Genomic DNA, 17,992 nt, shown 5'->3' with positions numbered 1-17,992 from the left:
ATGGTGAACGCGGCGTTATTCGCTCGGCCAGCGGCCCCGTAGTTTCACGCAGAGCAGGCGCATCCGCTCGCATGATAGCGGCGGCGTCATGGTGAATAGGTGGTTAGGGGGGCGTGATGTCAGGGCGCGCGACGTTGTCATCGCCCGCGAAGGCGGGCGATCCAGTATCCCAGAAGCGGCAGTGATTGAACCGAAAGGCCGCGGCGTACTGGATGCCCCGCCATCGCGGGGCATGACAGCGGAACTGGGGGCGGCTCCCTCCGCATTACGAAGCTACTTCTTCCGCTTCGCTTCGATCGCGTCCCAGATCTTCGCCGCAACGTCAGGGCCGCCGAGCCGCGCGATGGCACGGATGCCGGTCGGTGAGGTCACGTTGATCTCGGTGAGGTTGCCGTTGATGACGTCGATGCCGACGAACAGCAGGCCGCGCTCGCGCAGCGCCGGGCCGACGGTGGCGCAGATCTCGCGCTCGCGCGGGGTGAGCTCGGTCTCCTGCGCCGCGCCGCCGCGCACCATGTTGGAGCGGAGGTCGTCCGCGGCGGGGACGCGGTTCACGGCGCCGGCGAACTCGCCGTTGACGAGGATGATTCGCTTGTCGCCGTGCTTCACCTCGGGGATGAATTGTTGGATCACCCACGGCTCCTTGAAAGTGACGGAGAACATGTCGAACAGCGAGCCGAAATTCATGTCCTGCGGCATCACGCGGAACACCGCCGCGCCGCCATGGCCGTGCAGCGGCTTCATCACGACGGCGCCGTGCTTGTCGCGGAACGCGTTGATCTCGTCGAGGTCGCGCGAGATCAGGGTCGGCGGCATTAGCTGCGGAAAGTTCATCACGAACAGCTTCTCGGGCGCGTTGCGCACCGAGACGGGGTCGTTGACGACCAGCGTCTTCGGATGGATGCGTTCGAGGAAATGCGTCGAGGTGATATAGGCGAGGTCGAACGGCGGGTCCTGGCGGAGCAGCACCACGTCGAAACCGTTGAGCGCCTCGCGCCGGGGCTCGCCGAGGGTGAAATGATCACCCGGCTCATCGCGCACGGAGAGGAGCTGAACCGGCGCGACGAGTTCGTCGCCGACCATCGAGAGCTTGTCGGGCGTGTAATAGGACAGGCCGTGGCCGCGCTTCTGCGCCTCCAGGAGCAGCGCGAAGGTGGAATCGCCCTTGATGTTGATGCGGGCGATAGGGTCCATCTGGACGGCGACGTTGAGTTTCATGGTCTGCCTTTCAGGTCGAGGCGTCGAATGCCGCCAACACATGGCGCGGAAGTGACCGCGGCGCAATCAGCATGGCGTCGAATCGCAATTCGAATTCGGCATGCTCGGGATGCGCCACGAGCCATCCCTGCGCCGCGTTGACGATGCGCTGCTGCTGACGCGGCGTCACGGCGAAGGCGGCGTCATCCAGCGTGGCGCGTGCCTTGACCTCGACGAAGGCGATCAGATTGCGGCGCCGCGCGACGATGTCGATCTCGCCATGCGGGGTGCGGTAACGCTTGGCGAGGATACGATAGCCCTTGGCCATGAGATAGGCGGCGGCGCGGCTCTCCGCCGAGATGCCGGTGCGGAACGCGGCGACGCGCTCGGGCGAGGCGACTTTCGGTTCCGCCGGGATCTCAGGCTTCGCCATCGCCGCCTCGCAGGTCCTTTGCAAGTTCGAGCGCGCGGGCATAGACCTCGCGGCGCGGCCGGCCCGACAACGCGACCGCATGCGCCACGGCATCCTTGACGCTGTGCACGGCGAGCTGATCGCGCAAGAGATCATCGAGCGCACCCGATGTCAGCACCTGCGCGTCGGATGCCGGCGGCGCGATCACCAGCACGAATTCGCCGCGCGTCTCCAGCGCGTCCGCGTCGCGCGCCAATTCGGCCAGCGTCGCTCGCGAAATCTCCTCATGCAGCTTCGTCAGCTCGCGGCAGATCGCGGCCTCGCGTGGTCCCATGATCTCGGCGAGCTCGACCAGCGTGTCCTGCACGCGGTTGCCGGAGTCGAACATCACCAGCGTCGCATCGATGCGGGCAAGCTCGGCGAGGCGGGCGCGGCGCGCAGCCGATTTCGCCGGCAAGAAGCCCTCGAAGAAGAAGCGATCGGTCGGCAGCGCCGCGACCGACAGCGCGGCCAGCACCGAGGACGGGCCGGGCAGCGCGTAGACCGCGTGGCCGGCGGCGCAGACCTCGCGCACCAGCTTGAAGCCGGGATCGGAGATCAGCGGGGTGCCGGCATCGGAGACCAGCGCGATCGAGCCGCCGGCCGCAAGCGCCTCGAGAATCTTCGGGCGCGCCGCTTCGGCGTTGTGCTCGTGATATGGCTTGAGCTGCGCGGTAATGGCGTAGCGCTCGGTCAGGCGCCGCGTGATGCGCGTGTCCTCGCAGGCGATGACGTCCACGCCGGCAAGCGTCTGCAGCGCGCGGACCGTGATGTCGCCGAGATTGCCGATCGGCGTTGCGACCAGATGGAGGCCAGGCGCGGCCTTCGGCGCCGCAAGCCGATGGGCATCGATGGAGAATCCGCGCGGGGCGGCCTTTGTGTCTTCAGGCGTATTTATCGGGGCCGGCTTTGCGCGCATAATGAAGTCAACTTAGGCACGATCCGCAGGGCTGGGAACCGGCTCGTCGAAAAAGATCGCGCCGAGGCGAGGGGTGAGGAAGACTGGAATCTGATCCGGCAAGCATCACATTCCCAGGGAATGAAGTACCAGCGTCATATTCAGGGCGGAAACGCCACCTTGATGCTGGACGGGTGGACAGCTAGCCAAAAGTTCAGGATACGGCCGCGTTAAGCGATCATTATCCTTTTGTTTTAGTTAACTGTTTGCCGACAATATGCCTGAATCCCGCGGCTTGTGTCGCGGAACGAGTTGTAACCGGCTGGCAACGGCTGGTCGGAAGAGAAACTGCCATGGTGGGGCCGCAACATCCAAAGTCTTCCGTTTCGGGACCCCCGATCTCAGGGGCGACCCGGCGGAGTGCGCTTGGCCTGTTGCTCGGCACGCCCCTGCTCTCGGCTTGTGCCGGCGTGCAGCAGAGTCTCAGCCAGTTCTCCAACCCGTTTTCCAGCTCTTCACCTCCGGCGCAGCCGGCAGGTCCCCCGCAGCAGGCCACCACCGCGGGCACCGGCGGCGTCAAGGTCGCCGTCATCCTGCCGCTCTCGGCCGCCGGCAATGCCGGCCTCGCCGCGCAATCCATGCGCAACGCCGCCGAGATGGCGCTGGCCGAGTTCCAGAACCCGAACATCCAGCTCCTGATCAAGGATGACAATGGCAGCCCGCAAGGCGCGCAAGCCGGTGCGCAGCAGGCGGTCGACGAGGGCGCCGAGATCATCCTGGGACCGCTGTTCGCGCAATCGGTGCCGGCGGTGGCGCAGGTCGCCCGCACGCGCGGCATCTCCGTGATCGCGTTCTCGACCGATTCCAGCATCGCCGGACGCGGCGTCTACCTGCTCTCGTTCCTGCCGGAATCCGACGTCAACCGCATCGTCGAATATTCCGCCAGCATTGGAAAGCGCTCGGTCGCCGTGCTCGTGCCCGACAATGCCTATGGCAATGTCGTCGAGGCCGCCGTGAAGGCAGCGGTGCCGCGGCGTGGCGGGCGCATCGTTGCCTTCGAGAGATACGGCGCGGATCGTGCCACCCCGGCGCGGACCGTGGCGCAGCAGCTCGGCAGCGCGGACGCGCTGTTCATTGCCGATGACGGCGATGCCGTCGTGTCGGTGGCGGATGCGATGACGGCGGCGGGCGCGAATTTGCGCAACATCCAGATGCTCGGCACCGGTCTGTGGGACAATCCGCGCGTCTATGCCAGCGCCGCGCTGCAGGGTGGCCTCTATGCGGCACCGGATCCGGCCGGCTTTCGCGCGTTCTCCGGCCGTTACCGCACCAAATACGGCGCGGAGCCGATCCGTACCGCGACCCTCGCCTATGACGCGGTCGCCCTCGTCGCCGCGCTTGCACGCACGCAGGGGGGCCAGCGCTTCTCCTCTGATGTACTCACCAACCCCTCCGGCTTTGCCGGCATCGACGGCCTGTTCCGCTTCCGCGCTGATGGCACGAACGAGCGTGGACTTGCGGTGATGAAGGTGACGCAAGGCGGCGGCGCTGCAGTCGCGGGCTCACCGAAGAGTTTTGGGGCGTAGCTCAAGACGACAGTGCCGTAGGGTGGGCAAAGACGCACTTGCGCCGTGCCCGCCGTCTCTCCGGATTGCATGGAATTGCGTGGGCACGCTTCGCCTTGCCCACCCTACGAGGGCTCGCTACGCCGCCAAATCCGCGACTACCGCATCCAGCACCGGGAATCCGCTGCTGGTCACGCGCAGGCGTCCCGTCGCATCGACCGTAATCGCGCCTTCCTCGCGCAAGAGCGCGATGCGTTTGGGATCGAGCGGGCGGCCGGAGAGGGTTTTGTAGCGCTCGGGGTCGATGCCTTCGGCAAGACGCAGTCCCATCAGCAAAAACTCGTCGGCGCGTTCCTCGCTGTTGAGGAGCTCGTCGGTGACGACGCCATGGCCATTGGTCTCGACCCGCATCAGCCAGGCTTCGGGACGCTTCTCGGTGGCGGTGGCATGGCGCACGCCGTCGATGTCGAGACGGCCGTGGGCGCCGGGTCCGATGCCGGCATATTCCTCGCCGCGCCAATAGACCAGATTGTGCCGGCACTCGGCGCCGCGCCGCGCGTGATTGGAGATCTCGTAGGCGGGCAGGCCGAGCTTATCGCAGGTCTCCTGCGTGACGTCGTAGAGCGCGCGCGCGACCGCCTCGTCCGGTGTCTTCAATTTGCCGGCCTGGTGCAGGCCGAAGAACGGCGTGCCTTCCTCGACCGTCAATTGATAGAGCGACAGATGCTCGGCGGCTTCCTCGATCGCGAGACGCAGCTCATCGGCCCACACCGCCGGCGTCTGGTCGGGACGGGCATAGATCAGGTCGAATGAGTAACGATCGAACGAGCGGCGCGCGATGGCAACGGCATCGAGCGCTTCGCGGGCGCTGTGCATGCGGCCGAGCGCCTTCAGCGAGGCATCGTCGAGCGCCTGCACGCCGAGCGAGACGCGGTTGACTCCGGCGCTGCGATAGCCGGCGAAGCGCGTGGCCTCGACGCTGGTGGGGTTGGCCTCCAGCGTTACCTCGACATCACCTGCGACGGACCAGTGCTTGCCGATGGCGTCGAGCACGGCGCCGACGGTTGCAGGCTGCATCAGCGACGGCGTGCCGCCGCCGAGGAAGATCGAGGTGACCTCGCGCCCGGGCGCGCGCTCGGCGGTCGCCGCGATCTCGCACTCAAAGGCGGAAGCAAACCGCGCCTCGTCGATCGCGGCGTGGCGGACGTGGCTGTTGAAGTCGCAATAGGGGCACTTCGACAGGCAGAACGGCCAGTGCACGTAGACGCCAAAAGCTTGGCATTCTTGTTTTGACGCGTTTTCCTGGCGCGAACCGGTATCCACTTCGCTCGAAAACGCTCTATCGCGGCTCAAGGCAGATCTCCGCCAGTTTCACGAAGGCGCGGGCGCGGTGCGACAGGCCGAGGCCGTGCGGCGGCAGGCCGTGTTTCTCGATGCTGGTCATCTCGCCGAAGGTGCGGTCATGGCCGTCGGGCAGGAACATCGGATCGTAGCCGAAACCGGCGGTGCCGCGCGGCGGCCAGACCAGCGTGCCGTCGACGCGGGCCTCGACCTCTTCGCGATGATCGTCGGGCCAGGCGACGCACAGCGCGGAGACGAAGTGCGCTCTTCGGCGGTTCGGCGTGGCGGCGCCGCGCTCCTGCAACAGGCGCTCGATCTGCGCCATCGCCGCGTTGAAGTCCTTGGACGGACCGGCCCAGCGCGCGCTGTAGATCCCAGGCGCGCCGTCGAGCGCCTCGACGACGATGCCGGAATCATCGGCGAAGGAGGGAAGTTTCGTCGCTCGTGCTGCCGCGATCGCCTTGATCGCGGCATTGCTGCGGAAGTCGTTGCCGGTCTCTTCGGGTTCGGGCAGGCCGAGCTCACCGGCCGACACCGCCTCGATGCCGTAAGGCGCGAGCAGCTCCTTCATCTCGGCGAGCTTGCCGGGATTATGGGTCGCGATGACGAGCTTTCCGGTGATTCGGCGATGCATGGCCTATTGACTACGCTACAGCCAGTTTCTGCAAGTCCACCAGACGCGCGATGCCCTTCTGCGCCAGCGCGATCAGCTTCAGGAACTCGTCCTGTGTGAACGGCTCGCGTTCCGCGGTGCCCTGCACCTCGATGATGCGGCCGTCGCCGGTCATGACGAAATTGGCGTCGGTCTCGGCTTCCGAATCCTCGGCATAGTCGAGGTCGAGCACCGGCGTGCCGTTATAGATGCCGCAGGAGATCGCGGCGACGTTGTCGCGCATCACGTTGGCCTTGACCATGTTGCGCGCCTTCATCCAGCCGATGCAATCGGCAAGCGCAACCCAGGCACCGGTGATCGAGGCCGTGCGCGTGCCGCCGTCGGCCTGGAGGACGTCGCAATCGACCGTGATCTGGCGCTCGCCGAGCGCTTCAAGATCGACGATGGTGCGCAGCGAGCGGCCGATCAGACGCTGAATCTCGACGGTGCGGCCGCTTTGCTTGCCCGCCGAGGCCTCACGGCGGGTCCGCTCGGAGGTGGCGCGCGGCAGCATGCCGTATTCGGCGGTGACCCAGCCGCGGCCCTGGCCCTTCAGCCACGGCGGCAGGCGGTCTTCCAGCGTGGCGGTGACCAGCACATGGGTGTCGCCGAATTTCACGAGGCAGGAGCCTTCCGCATATTTGACGACGCCGCGCTCCAGCGTCACGGGGCGCAATTCGTCGGGCGCACGGCGGCTTGGCCGCATGGGAAATCCTCCAAAACTCGCAGGGGGTAGGCTGTTCGCGGTGCTTGTAGGGGGGGTGAGGGTGGGCGGCAAGGTTTTTTCACCCCCTGATAAGGAGCTCGCCAACGTCACGCTTGTCAGATGCGTCCGGGATGGACAAATTGTCAGTATCTGAGAGGAGTTGCCGTCTGTGGCCCATCACGATCCGATCAATCTGATCGCGCCGCGCGCAGGCCTTGCCCAGCTCAACGAGCGTTCCCGCGACATCTTTCGTCAAATTGTCGAAAGTTACCTCGCGACCGGTGAGCCCGTCGGCTCGCGCAACATTTCCCGCCTGATCGCCATGCCGCTGTCGCCGGCCTCGGTCCGCAACGTCATGGCCGATCTGGAACAGCTCGGCCTGATCTATGCGCCCCATACCTCCGCCGGCCGGTTGCCGACGGAACTGGGCTTGCGCTTCTTCGTCGACGCCTTGATGCAGGTCGGCGACCTCAACGAAGCCGAACGCGCCGCGATCCAGAGCCAGCTGTCCTCCGTCGGCGAGGCGCAGTCGGTCGAGGCGGCGCTGGACCAGGCGCTGATGCGGTTGTCGGGCCTGACCCGCGCCGCCGCCGTCGTGCTGACGCCGAAATCCAATGCGCGGCTGAAGCACATCGAGTTCGTCCGCCTGGAACCGGAAAAGGCGCTGGTGATCCTGGTCGGCGAGGACGGCCAGGTGGAAAACCGCGTGCTGACGCTGCCGCCCGGAGTTCCCTCCTCGGCGATCACCGAGGCCGGCAATTTTCTCAATGCGCGCATCCGCGGCCGCACGCTGGCCGAGGCACGGCTCGAGCTCGAGACCGCGCTCGCCGAAGCCCGTGCCGAGCTCGATCAGCTGACGCAGAAGGTGATCTCAGCCGGTATCGCGAGCTGGTCCGGCGGCGAGAACGAGGACCGCCAGCTCATCGTGCGCGGCCACGCCAATCTGCTGGAAGATCTGCACGCGCTGGAGGATCTGGAGCGCGTTCGCCTGTTGTTCGACGATCTCGAGACCAAGCGCGGTGTCATCGACCTGCTTGGCCGGGCCGAGACCGCCGAGGGCGTGCGCATCTTCATCGGCTCGGAGAACAAGCTGTTCTCCCTGTCGGGCTCCTCGACGATTATCTCGCCCTACCGGGATGCCGCCGGCCACATCGTCGGCGTCCTCGGCGTGATCGGTCCGACGCGGCTGAATTATGCCCGTGTGATCCCGACCGTGGACTACGCCGCCCGCATCGTCAGCCGCCTTCTGGGGGGCTGACCGGCGTTTCCGCCGATCACGGGCGCTTGATTTTCGTAAGCTAAGGCACGATATCCGGGCCAACATCCCTGAAACGAGTTCGAGATTAGAGCCGATGACCGAGCAAGACCGGCAACCTCAAGACACGACTGCAGCGACCGGCGAGCCCGTGGTGTCGAAACCCTACATCATGCCCGATGATCCGGAGCCGGGTTCGGTCGAAACGTTGCAGAAGGAAGCCGCCGAAGCGCGTGACCGCATGCTGCGGACGCTGGCCGAGATGGAGAATCTGCGCAAGCGCACCACCAAGGAAGTCGCCGACGCCCGCCTCTACGGCATCACCGGCTTTGCCCGTGACGTGCTCGACATCGCCGACAATCTCCAGCGGGCGCTCGATGCCGTACCAGCCGAGACGCGTGCTGCGGCCGATCCCGGCCTCATCTCGCTGATCGAAGGCGTCGAGCTCACCGAGCGTTCGCTGCTCAATGCGCTGGAAAAGCACGGCGTGAAGAAGTTCGATCCGCAGGGCCAGAAGTTCGATCCGAATTTCCAGCAGGCGATGTTCGAGGTGCCCGATGCGTCGGTGCCGTCGGGCACCGTGGTGCAGGTCGTGCAGGCCGGCTACACCATCGGTGAGCGCGTGCTGCGTCCTGCGCTGGTCGGCGTCGCTAAGGGCGGCGCGAAGGCCGCACCTGCGGCCAACAACAACGAGTCGAGCGGCGCGCCAAATTGATGGATCCTCATGGTGAGGAGGCGCGCCAGCGCCGTCTCGAACCATGCGGGCCCGGCTGCATCAGCTCGGCCTTCATCCTTCGAGACGCGCGCGAAGTCGCGCGCTCCTCAGGATGAGGGTTTAGCAGCGTTGCGCGCCGCCTACGCACTCACCGCGATATCTGCAGACTGAATCCGCTTCACGCCGGCCTTGCCCATATCGGCCCAGGCCTTTGCCAGCGAGCCCTGCGTGTCGATGCCGCGGCAGGCGTCCTCCACCACGTAGACCTCGAAGCCCGCCTTGCGCGCGTCGAGCGCCGTCCAGGCCACGCAGAAATCCGTCGCCAGCCCTGCGACGAAGACGCGCTTGATCTTGCGCCCCTTCAGATAGCCGGCAAGGCCCGTCGAGGTCTTGCCGTCGGCTTCGAGGAAGGCCGAGTAGCTGTCGACATTCTTGTGAAAGCCCTTGCGGATGATGAGCTCGGCATGTGGGATCGCGAGGTCCTTCGACAGCGCGGCGCCCTCGGTGCCTTGCACGCAATGGTCCGGCCACAGCACCTGCTTGCCGTAAGGAAGATCGACGGTCTCGAACGGTTTCTTGCCGGAATGCGTTGACGCAAACGAGACATGGCCGGGCGTGTGCCAGTCCTGCGTCAGCACCACGTTGGCGAACGCTTTCGCGATCTTGTTGATGACGGGCACCACCTGCTCGCCCTCCTTCACCGCCAGGCTCCCGCCGGGCAGGAAGCAGTTCTGCACGTCGATCACGAGCAGCGCGGACGCATCGTCCGGCTTGATCGATGAAGCTGCAAGCAACGCGGTGGGCGCGAGAGTTGCCATCGCCGTCGTTCCAAGCACTGCCAAGATTTGTCGCCGATCGAGCATCGTTCACCTCCCCTTGCGAGCCAATGGAGGCGAAGCCTAGTTCTGCGCGGCCGCGAACAGAAGCCCGAAAATGCAGCCGGGTCTGGTGAGGGGTGGGCTCGCGAAGCCAAACTCCCTGTCGTCCCGCACAAGCGCGCCCTTAAGGCGCGCGCCGATCCGGGATCCATCCCCCAGGGAGAGGTTTGGCGAAGACTCTTCGTGGGATTGCGACCAACCGCAACCTTGATATCACACGGTATGGATCCCCGCCTTCGCGGGGATGACACCGAATGTGTTCTTCGCACCTACCCCTTCGGCTGAATCCCGTCCCGCACGGCGCGGAAGCGGGCGAAGGCGGGCAGCCACTGGTCGCGCGGGGCGCTGGCAATGATGCGCAGCGAGGCGCCGCCGCTCGAGAAGCGGATCCACTGCACCACCGTCACCGGGACCTTGTCCTTGCCGCTGACGCCGTCGATCCGGGTCTCGAAACCCTGCTGGCCGTTGATGCGGATCGGTTCGGACATGGTGACGCGCGACTCGCGCACGCCCGGAATCTGAAGCGCCGCCTCCTGGGCGAAGCGGGCGCGATCGTCGGCGGCTTGCGGGGTGGCGCCGATCAGCCCGAGGATCATGAACGGCTTCGACTCATAGCCCGCGCTCTCGTCGCCGTCGGCCAGGATGATGCTCGAGCCCGGCGCCAGCGTGCGGATGTCCTTGAACTCGGCGAGATCGGTGATCTTGAACGGCATCAGCCCGATCTGCTCTTCGGCCGAGACCTGCTTGCGGGTCACGGTGCTCGCAAACATCTGGCGCACCGCCTCATCGGTGTAAATCTTGGTCGCGTTCTCCGGGATCTGCACCGCGACATAGCCGGAGAAGCCGGCGCCCGGCACAATCATCGAATAGCGCCGCACCGGGGTCTCGCCGGCCTTGCCGCTTTCGGTGGTGAAATAGGCGAGGCCCGCAGGCGTCTCGATCTTGTCCTGCTTGACGCCATTGGCGCCCGCCGGATTGGAATTGAAGGCGCTCACGACCTCGCCATAGGCGGCCGGGGGCAGCTCGGTGATCAGCACCTTGACGCTGCCGTCCTCGCTCTCAAAGCCCGGAAAAGTTTTTGCCGTATTGAGACCGACCAGCGGCACCATGCCAAGGCGCAGGCCGGGCGGGTAGACGGCGTCGGCAGCAAGCGCCGGAAGCGCGGAGGCAATGAGGGCGAGCGCGGCGAGGGGGCGGATCAGCTTCATGGGCACTCTGATTGGTTCACATTGAGGCCGTTCGATGGTCGCAGACCGGGCCGCTTTGTCGCGCGGAGCAGCGTGGTGCGGCTGCCCGGCCGGCCCGCTTTTTAGCGGGTTTGGCCCTGCCGTAACAGGGTGGGGTAGATGGCCGAGGCGGGGCTTGCCGAGGCCCGGACCCGTTAATAATTTCTCACCCGCAAGGCCGGTGGAGCCCGGATATGATGCTCCAAAACCCAATGTTTTCACGGCAGAAACGTTGCTTCGGTCCTTGCGGGCCCCTCCCCCCCTCCTATATGAGCCTCAATCATCGCAATATCGCGGATGTTTGATCTTAGGGGGTTTCGGTTTGGGTGCCTTCTGGGCCCAGCCAACCTGCCGCAAAAAGAAGGATATCAGGACCATGGGAAAGGTCATTGGGATCGACCTCGGCACCACGAATTCGTGCGTCGCCGTGATGGATGGCAAGAACGCCAAAGTCATCGAGAATTCCGAAGGCATGCGCACGACGCCTTCGATCGTCGCCGTCACGGACGACGGTGAGCGCCTCGTCGGCCAGCCGGCCAAGCGCCAGGCCGTCACCAATCCCGAGCGTACCTTCTTCGCAGTGAAGCGCCTCATCGGCCGCCGCTACGACGACCCGATGGTCGAGAAGGACAAGAAGCTCGTCCCGTACAAGATCGTGAAGGCTTCCAACGGCGACGCCTGGGTCGAGGCCGACGGCCAGACCTACTCGCCCTCGCAGGTCTCGGCGTTCATCTTGCAGAAGATGAAGGAGACCGCGGAAGCCCATCTCGGCCAGAAGGTCGACCAGGCCGTCATCACCGTTCCCGCCTACTTCAACGACGCCCAGCGCCAGGCGACCAAGGACGCCGGCAAGATCGCGGGCCTCGAAGTGCTGCGCATCATCAACGAGCCGACCGCGGCCGCGCTCGCCTATGGCCTCGACAAGACCAAGGCCGGCACCATCGCGGTGTACGATCTCGGCGGCGGCACCTTCGATATCTCCATCCTCGAAATCGGCGACGGCGTGTTCGAGGTGAAGTCGACCAACGGCGACACCTTCCTCGGCGGCGAAGACTTCGACATGCGCCTGGTCGGCTATCTCGCCGACGAGTTCCAGAAGGAGCAGGGCATCAACCTGCGCAACGACAAGCTCGCGTTGCAGCGCCTGAAGGAAGCCGCTGAAAAGGCCAAGATCGAGCTGTCGTCGACGACGCAGACCGAGATCAACCTGCCCTTCATCACCGCGGACCAGACCGGTCCGAAGCATCTGACGATGAAGCTCACCCGCGCCAAGTTCGAGGCGCTGGTCGACGACCTCGTGCAGAAGACCGTCGAGCCCTGCCGCAAGGCGCTGAAGGATGCCGGCGTCACCGCCGGCGAGATCGGCGAAGTCGTGCTGGTCGGCGGCATGTCGCGCATGCCGAAGGTCCAGGAAGTCGTCAAGCAGCTGTTCGGCAAGGAACCGCACAAGGGCGTCAACCCGGACGAAGTCGTGGCGATCGGTGCCGCGATCCAGGCCGGCGTGCTCCAGGGCGACGTCAAGGACGTGCTGCTGCTCGACGTGACCCCGCTGTCGCTGGGCATCGAGACGTTGGGCGGCGTGTTCACCCGCATCATCGACCGCAACACCACGATCCCGACCAAGAAGAGCCAGGTGTTCTCGACGGCTGAAGACAATCAGAATGCCGTCACCATCCGCGTCTTCCAGGGCGAGCGTGAAATGGCGGCCGACAACAAGATGCTCGGCCAGTTCGACCTGATGGGCATTCCGCCGGCTCCGCGCGGCATGCCGCAGATCGAGGTGACCTTCGACATCGACGCCAACGGCATCGTCAACGTCTCGGCCAAGGACAAGGCCACCGGCAAGGAGCAGCAGATTCGCATCCAGGCCTCGGGTGGTCTGTCGGAAGCCGACATCGAGAAGATGGTCAAGGACGCCGAGGCCAATGCCGAGGCGGACAAGAAGCGCCGCGAGGCCGTCACCGCCAAGAACGAGGCGGACGGTCTGGTGCATTCGACCGAGAAGGCTCTGGCCGAGCACGGCTCGAAGGTCGCCGAGAGCGAGCGCCGCGCCATCGAGGATGCCGTCAGCGACCTCAAGGAAGCGCTGAAGGGCGACGATGCCGAGGCGATCAAGGCCAAGACCCAGACGCTGGCCCAGGCTTCGATGAAGCTCGGCGAGGCCATGTACAAGCAGCAGGCCGAGGCCGACGCCAAGAAGGACGCGGCCAAGGACGACGTCGTCGACGCGGAATTCACCGAAGTCGACGACGACAAGAACAACAAGAAGTCCGCTTAAGCCCCAAGAGGGTGATCATGCGGACGGCTTGGACCCCACACGCACCAAAGGCCTCCTCCCTCGCGGGGGAGGCCGTCGTGTCGGGAAGGGCGGGCCCGATGCCCGTTACGATCGATCAATTCCCAGCCGTTATGCTGAACGTCGCCGTGCCCTCTTCCGCCAAGAGGCGGAAGGATTATGTCGTTGCGCAGCGGCATCGTTTCGCTCCGACTTGTTTCGCGATTGGATAGACCGAGCTCATCATGTCCACGTCCACCAAGCGCTGCTACTACGAGACCCTCGAAGTCGAACGCGACGCCGACGAGGGCAAGCTGAAGGCGTCCTTCCGCAAGCTGGCGATGAAATTTCACCCCGACCGCAATCCCGGGGACGACACCAGCGAGGTCAAGTTCAAGGAAATCAACGAGGCCTACGAGGTCCTGAAAGACAGGGACAAGCGCGCGGCCTATGACCGTTACGGCCACGCTGCCTTCGAGCAGGGCGGCGGTGGCGCCGGCTTCGGCGCGGGCTTCGCCTCCTCCTTCTCCGATATTTTCGAAGACCTGTTCGGCATGGCCGGACAGCGCGGCCGCGGCGGCCGCGAGCGTGGCGCCGACCTGCGCTACAACATGGAGATCACGCTCGAGGAAGCTTTTGGCGGCAAGACCGCGCAGATCGAGATCCCGGTCTCGGTCACCTGCGAGGCCTGCTCGGGCATCGGCGCCAAGGCCGGCACCAAGCCGAAGACCTGCTCGACCTGCGGCGGTGCCGGCCGCGTGCGGCAGTCGCAGGGCTTCTTCACGCTCGAGCGCACCTGCCCCGGCTGCCAGGGTCGCGGCCAGATGATCGAGGATGCCTGCCCGTCCTGCTCGGGACAGGGCCGGGTCACCCGCGAGCGCACGCTGTCGGTCAACATTCCGCAAGGCGTCGAGGACGGCACGCGGATCAGGCTCGCCGGCGAGGGCGAGGCAGGGGTCCGCGGCGGCCCGCCCGGCGACCTCTACATCTTCCTGTCGCTGGCCCAGCACCAGTTCTTCCAGCGCGATGGTGCCGACCTGCATTGCCGCGTGCCGATCTCGATGGTGACGGCCGCCCTCGGCGGCGAATTCGAGGTGCCGACCATCGAGAAGACCAAGACCAAGGTGAAGGTGCCGGCCGGAACCCAGTCGGGCCGTCGATTCCGCATCGCATCAAAGGGCATGCCGGTGCTGCGCTCGCGCCAGATGGGCGACATGTATGTCCAGGTCGTGGTCGAGACCCCGCAGAACCTCACCAAGAAGCAGCAGGAATTGCTGGCCGAGTTCGACAAGCTCTCGTCCGGCAACACGCAGCCGGAATCCGAAGGCTTCTTCGCCAAGGTCAAGGATTTCTTCGGTAATCGAGCGAGTTGACGCGTCTTGACCGTGCCGCCTTCGGTCTATACGTCTTTATGACCATTTTCTGACACGCCGCGGTCCCGCGGTCCCGTCCGGTCCTGACATGCCCTTGCCATCGTCCGCGCGTGCGTTGAAGAAGCCTCGTCTTGACGACGAGGTGCGGTTTCTCCGGTCGTGGATCGAAAAGCCGCTGCACATGGGCGCGGTGATGCCGTCGGGCAAGCTCCTGGCCCGGACAATGGCCCATTACGTCGATATCGACTCGGACGCCCCCGTGGTCGAGCTCGGACCCGGCACCGGCGCCATCACCTCGGCCCTGATCGAGCGCGGCGTCGACCAGAAGCGTCTCGTCCTCGTCGAATACAATCCCGGCTTCTGTGCGCTGCTGCGCGACCGCTATCCGCAAGCCAAGGTGGTGCAGGGCGATGCCTATCGCCTGCGCGACACGCTGTGGAACGTCTTGAGCGCGCCGGCTTCCGCCGTTGTCTCCGGCCTGCCACTCGTCACGAAGCCGATGCTGACCCGGCTGCGGCTCATCCGCGACGCCTTCACGGCGCTGGCGCCTGGCGCGCCGTTCATCCAGTTCACCTACGCGGTGGTGCCGCCGATCCCGAAATCGCTGCACGGCGTGTCCACAGAGGCCTCGGAACGGATCTGGATGAACCTTCCGCCGGCCCGCGTCTGGGTGTATCGCAAGGACTAATTCTGCCGGCATCTCTCTTTGCCCGGCGGGCTCGTTTCGCCGAACGCATTGGATTGGATGTCAGCTCCCAAGATCCTGGTCATTCCCGGCTCGCTGCGCACCGGCTCGCACAATGCGAAGCTGGCGGCGGTCGCGGCCTATGAATTCGCCCAGGCCGGCGTCGACGTCACCCGCATCTCGCTCGCCGATTTCCCGCTGCCGATCTATGACGGCGATCTCCAGGCCAAGTCCGGCGTGCCCAAGCACGCGATCAATCTCAAGCGCATGATCGGCGCGCATCACGGCGTGCTGTTCGTCACGCCGGAATACAACGCCTCGGTGCCGCCGCTGCTGAAGAACGCGATCGACTGGGTCAGCCGCGTGCACGAGCTGCACGAGGCGCGCGGCGACGTCTTCCGCGACCGCGCCTTCGCGCTCGCCGGCGCCTCGCAGAGCCGGCTTGGCGCCGCCCGCGCGCTCCAGGCGTTGCGCCTGATCCTGACCTCCTGCCACGCCAATGTGATCCCGAGCCAGCTCACGCTCGCCTTTGCCGACCAGGCCTATGACGATATGGACAGGCTCAAGAACGAGGCGGATATCGCCGCGTTGAAGGAGCTGGTGCGGCAGTTGATCGACATTTCCCAACGCATGATGTGAGGTGACATGACGCCAGCCGAGATCGCTCCGAAGGACCGCCTCATCGTTGCGCTCGACGTGCCGAGCGTCGATGCCGCGGAAGCAATGGTCGGCAGGCTCGGCGACAGCGTCACGTTTTACAAGATCGGCTATCAGCTCGCCTATGCCGGCGGCCTTCCGCTGATCGGCAAGCTCGCCGACAAGGGCAAAAAAATCTTCGCCGATCTCAAGATGCATGACATCGGCAACACGGTCACGCGTGGCGTGGAGAGTGTCGCCAAGCTTGGCGCAACCTTCGTCACGGTGCACGCCTATCCGCAGACCATGAAGGGTGCCGTCGAAGGGCGTGGCAGCGCCAGCCTGAAGATTCTCGCCGTGACCGTGCTGACCTCCTACAACGACGACGATCTGCACGCAGCCGGCTACCGGCTCGGCGTCTCCGAGCTGGTCGAGGCGCGGGCGCAGCAGGCACAGGTGCTCGGCATCGACGGCCTTGTCTCGTCGCCGGAAGAAGTCGGCAGCCTTCGCAAGATCGTCGGCCACCAGATGCGCCTCGTCACGCCCGGCATCCGGCCGGCCGGCTCGGCGAGCGGCGACCAGAAGCGCATCATGACGCCGGGCCGTGCCATCAGTGCCGGTGCCGATTATCTCGTCGTCGGACGGCCGGTGATGGAAGCGGCAGACCCCAAGGCAGTCGCGGAAGCGATCCAACATGAGATCGCCGAGGCTCTCGGCTAACCAACAACACAGGGAGAACAACGATGGCAAAAGGCTACTGGATCGGACGCGTCGACGTGAGCAGTGACGAGGGCTACAAGCCCTATGCCGTCGCCAACGGCCCGATCTTCAAGAAATGGGGCGGCCGCTTCGTCGTGCGGGCCGGCAAGTTCACCACCCTCGAAGGTGCCAGCCGTACCCGCAATGTCGTGATCGAATTCCCGGACTACGAGACCGCGCTCGCCTGCTACAACTCGCCAGAATACCAGGCCAACATCAAGGTGCGCCAGCCGCACTCCGTCGCCGACCTCATCATCATCGAGGGCTATGACGGCCCGCAGCCGCAGGACGGTTGAGGCACGACATCGGCCTGCATGGTTCGAGACGCCCGCTTGCGCGGGCTCCTCACCATGAGGGCCTGACATCTCGCCGCGAAACGCGCCCTTATCCTGAGGGCCCGCCGTAGGCGGGCGTCTCGAAGGATGGCCGCGGGCGACCATGCCCGATCCCCCTCGGTTGCCGGAACTGCCTCCCCCCGCTACAACGGCTCCGAAGAGGATCACACCATGTCGGACATGCGCTTGATTGTTGCTGGGGCGGGCGGCCGGATGGGCCGCGCGCTGGTGCGGGCAATTGCCGAGAGCAAAGGCGCGGTGCTGGCGGGTGCGCTGGAGGCGCCGGGCTCGGAGCTGCTCGGCAAGGATGCCGGCGTGCTCGCGGGCCTGCCGGCCAACGGCATCAAGCTCTCAGCCGATCTCTGGGCGATGTCGAAGGAGGCCGACGGCATTCTCGACTTCACCGTGCCCGCGGCGACCATCGCCAATGTCGCGATCGCCGCCGAGCGCGGCATCGTGCATGTCGTCGGCACGACCGGGCTGTCGGGCTCCGACAATGCCGTGATCAAGAGCGTCACCAACCGCGCCATCGTGGTGCAATCCGGCAATATGAGCCTCGGCGTCAATCTGCTCGCCGCCGTGGTCAAGCGCGTTGCCAAGGCGCTCGACCCGACTTTCGACATCGAGATCGTCGAGACCCATCACCGCATGAAAGTCGACGCACCCTCCGGCACGGCGCTGATGCTCGGCCAGGCGGCGGCCGCCGGCCGCGGCGTCACGCTCGATGACCATTCCGAGCGTGGTCGTGACGGCATCACCGGCGCGCGTCGGCCGGGCCACATCGGCTTTGCCTCCTTGCGCGGCGGCACGGTGGCCGGCGATCACAGCGTCACCTTCCTCGGCCCGTTCGAGCGGCTGACGCTGTCGCATCAGGCCGAGGACCGCATGCTGTTCGCCCATGGCGCGCTGAAGGCGGCGCTGTGGGCGCATGGCAAGAAGCCGGGACACTACTCCATGGCCGACGTGCTCGGCCTGTCTGACATCTGAACCAGAGCATGATCCGGAAAAGTGCGAAGCGGTTTTCCGATCAGATCATGCTCAAACG

Annotated in this window: 18 protein-coding genes; 10 read left to right on the top strand and 8 right to left on the bottom strand. The window is 65.7% G+C overall.

Annotated features, from left to right (window positions below; genetic code table 11):
* Window positions 1-273 precede the first annotated feature (273 nt).
* From gshB to rsmI, 3 genes are read right to left on the bottom strand one after another with little or no spacing between them, the layout of a single operon-like run.
* Window positions 274-1,218 (bottom strand): glutathione synthase, encoded by a 945-nt coding sequence (gshB, locus tag BCCGELA001_RS00805; protein WP_008539771.1) that lies wholly within the window; start codon window positions 1,216-1,218, stop codon window positions 274-276.
* Window positions 1,219-1,228: 10 nt separating this feature from the next.
* Window positions 1,229-1,630 (bottom strand): YraN family protein, encoded by a 402-nt coding sequence (locus BCCGELA001_RS00800; RefSeq protein WP_008539773.1) that lies wholly within the window; start codon window positions 1,628-1,630, stop codon window positions 1,229-1,231.
* The gene (rsmI, locus tag BCCGELA001_RS00795; RefSeq protein WP_060734393.1) at window positions 1,617-2,567 is read right to left on the bottom strand and encodes a 16S rRNA (cytidine(1402)-2'-O)-methyltransferase; all 951 of its coding nucleotides are present in this window, start codon (window positions 2,565-2,567) and stop codon (window positions 1,617-1,619) included. The genes BCCGELA001_RS00800 and rsmI overlap by 14 nt, the downstream gene beginning before the upstream one ends.
* Window positions 2,568-2,899: 332 nt before the next feature.
* On the opposite strand from rsmI, the gene BCCGELA001_RS00790 reads away from it, so the two are divergent.
* On the top strand, window positions 2,900-4,132 hold the full coding sequence (locus tag BCCGELA001_RS00790) for a penicillin-binding protein activator (RefSeq protein WP_193409754.1): 1,233 nt from the start codon (window positions 2,900-2,902) through the stop codon (window positions 4,130-4,132).
* Window positions 4,133-4,249: 117 nt separating this feature from the next.
* Here BCCGELA001_RS00790 and hemW read toward each other — a convergent pair whose 3' ends face one another.
* The 3 genes from hemW to rph are packed head-to-tail and all read right to left on the bottom strand — an operon-like array spanning window position 4,250 to window position 6,810.
* Window positions 4,250-5,434: a radical SAM family heme chaperone HemW gene (gene hemW / locus BCCGELA001_RS00785; protein WP_060734392.1), complete on the bottom strand. Its 1,185-nt coding sequence runs from the start codon at window positions 5,432-5,434 to the stop codon at window positions 4,250-4,252.
* 16 nt (window positions 5,435-5,450) lie between these two features.
* Entirely contained in the window at window positions 5,451-6,086 is a 636-nt protein-coding gene (gene rdgB / locus BCCGELA001_RS00780) for an RdgB/HAM1 family non-canonical purine NTP pyrophosphatase (RefSeq protein ID WP_060734391.1), read from the bottom strand.
* Between the two features lie 10 nt (window positions 6,087-6,096).
* Window positions 6,097-6,810, bottom strand: coding sequence for a ribonuclease PH (rph, locus tag BCCGELA001_RS00775; RefSeq protein ID WP_008539796.1), 714 nt, complete (start codon window positions 6,808-6,810; stop codon window positions 6,097-6,099).
* Window positions 6,811-6,979: 169 nt separating this feature from the next.
* Here rph and hrcA point away from each other — a divergent pair, with 169 nt between their 5' ends.
* Entirely contained in the window at window positions 6,980-8,068 is a 1,089-nt protein-coding gene (gene hrcA, locus BCCGELA001_RS00770) for a heat-inducible transcriptional repressor HrcA (protein WP_060734390.1), read from the top strand.
* 94 nt (window positions 8,069-8,162) lie between these two features.
* Window positions 8,163-8,780, top strand: a complete 618-nt coding sequence (grpE, locus tag BCCGELA001_RS00765) for a nucleotide exchange factor GrpE (RefSeq protein WP_060734389.1) — start codon at window positions 8,163-8,165, stop codon at window positions 8,778-8,780.
* Between the two features lie 140 nt (window positions 8,781-8,920).
* Here grpE and pncA read toward each other — a convergent pair whose 3' ends face one another.
* Window positions 8,921-9,643, bottom strand: coding sequence for a bifunctional nicotinamidase/pyrazinamidase (gene pncA, locus BCCGELA001_RS00760; RefSeq protein WP_060734388.1), 723 nt, complete (start codon window positions 9,641-9,643; stop codon window positions 8,921-8,923).
* A 284-nt stretch (window positions 9,644-9,927) separates the two neighbouring features.
* Window positions 9,928-10,866, bottom strand: coding sequence for a hypothetical protein (locus tag BCCGELA001_RS00755; protein WP_060734387.1), 939 nt, complete (start codon window positions 10,864-10,866; stop codon window positions 9,928-9,930).
* Window positions 10,867-11,260: 394 nt separating this feature from the next.
* On the opposite strand from BCCGELA001_RS00755, the gene dnaK reads away from it, so the two are divergent.
* From dnaK to dapB, 7 genes are all read left to right on the top strand, one after another.
* Window positions 11,261-13,162 carry a molecular chaperone DnaK gene (dnaK, locus tag BCCGELA001_RS00750; protein ID WP_008539807.1) on the top strand — a complete coding sequence of 634 codons (1,902 nt, stop codon included), beginning with the start codon at window positions 11,261-11,263 and terminating at the stop codon, window positions 13,160-13,162.
* Between the two features lie 242 nt (window positions 13,163-13,404).
* Window positions 13,405-14,532 carry a molecular chaperone DnaJ gene (gene dnaJ / locus BCCGELA001_RS00745; RefSeq protein WP_060734386.1) on the top strand — a complete coding sequence of 376 codons (1,128 nt, stop codon included), beginning with the start codon at window positions 13,405-13,407 and terminating at the stop codon, window positions 14,530-14,532.
* An 88-nt stretch (window positions 14,533-14,620) separates the two neighbouring features.
* Complete coding sequence (locus BCCGELA001_RS00740) at window positions 14,621-15,220, top strand: class I SAM-dependent methyltransferase (protein WP_060734385.1); 600 nt, start codon at window positions 14,621-14,623, stop codon at window positions 15,218-15,220.
* Window positions 15,221-15,277: 57 nt separating this feature from the next.
* On the top strand, window positions 15,278-15,856 hold the full coding sequence (locus BCCGELA001_RS00735; RefSeq protein WP_008539820.1) for an NADPH-dependent FMN reductase: 579 nt from the start codon (window positions 15,278-15,280) through the stop codon (window positions 15,854-15,856).
* Between the two features lie 6 nt (window positions 15,857-15,862).
* Window positions 15,863-16,573, top strand: a complete 711-nt coding sequence (pyrF, locus tag BCCGELA001_RS00730) for an orotidine-5'-phosphate decarboxylase (RefSeq protein ID WP_008539821.1) — start codon at window positions 15,863-15,865, stop codon at window positions 16,571-16,573.
* Window positions 16,574-16,596: 23 nt separating this feature from the next.
* A complete protein-coding gene (locus BCCGELA001_RS00725) occupies window positions 16,597-16,908 on the top strand; it encodes a DUF1330 domain-containing protein (protein WP_008539822.1) in 312 nt (103 codons plus the stop codon).
* 210 nt (window positions 16,909-17,118) lie between these two features.
* The gene (gene dapB, locus BCCGELA001_RS00720; protein ID WP_008539823.1) at window positions 17,119-17,934 is read left to right on the top strand and encodes a 4-hydroxy-tetrahydrodipicolinate reductase; all 816 of its coding nucleotides are present in this window, start codon (window positions 17,119-17,121) and stop codon (window positions 17,932-17,934) included.
* Window positions 17,935-17,992 lie beyond the last annotated feature (58 nt).

It is taken from the genome of Bradyrhizobium sp. CCGE-LA001, assembly GCF_000296215.2.
In the GTDB taxonomy this organism is placed as follows: domain Bacteria; phylum Pseudomonadota; class Alphaproteobacteria; order Rhizobiales; family Xanthobacteraceae; genus Bradyrhizobium.
This window is presented reverse-complemented; position numbering and strand designations above follow the sequence as displayed.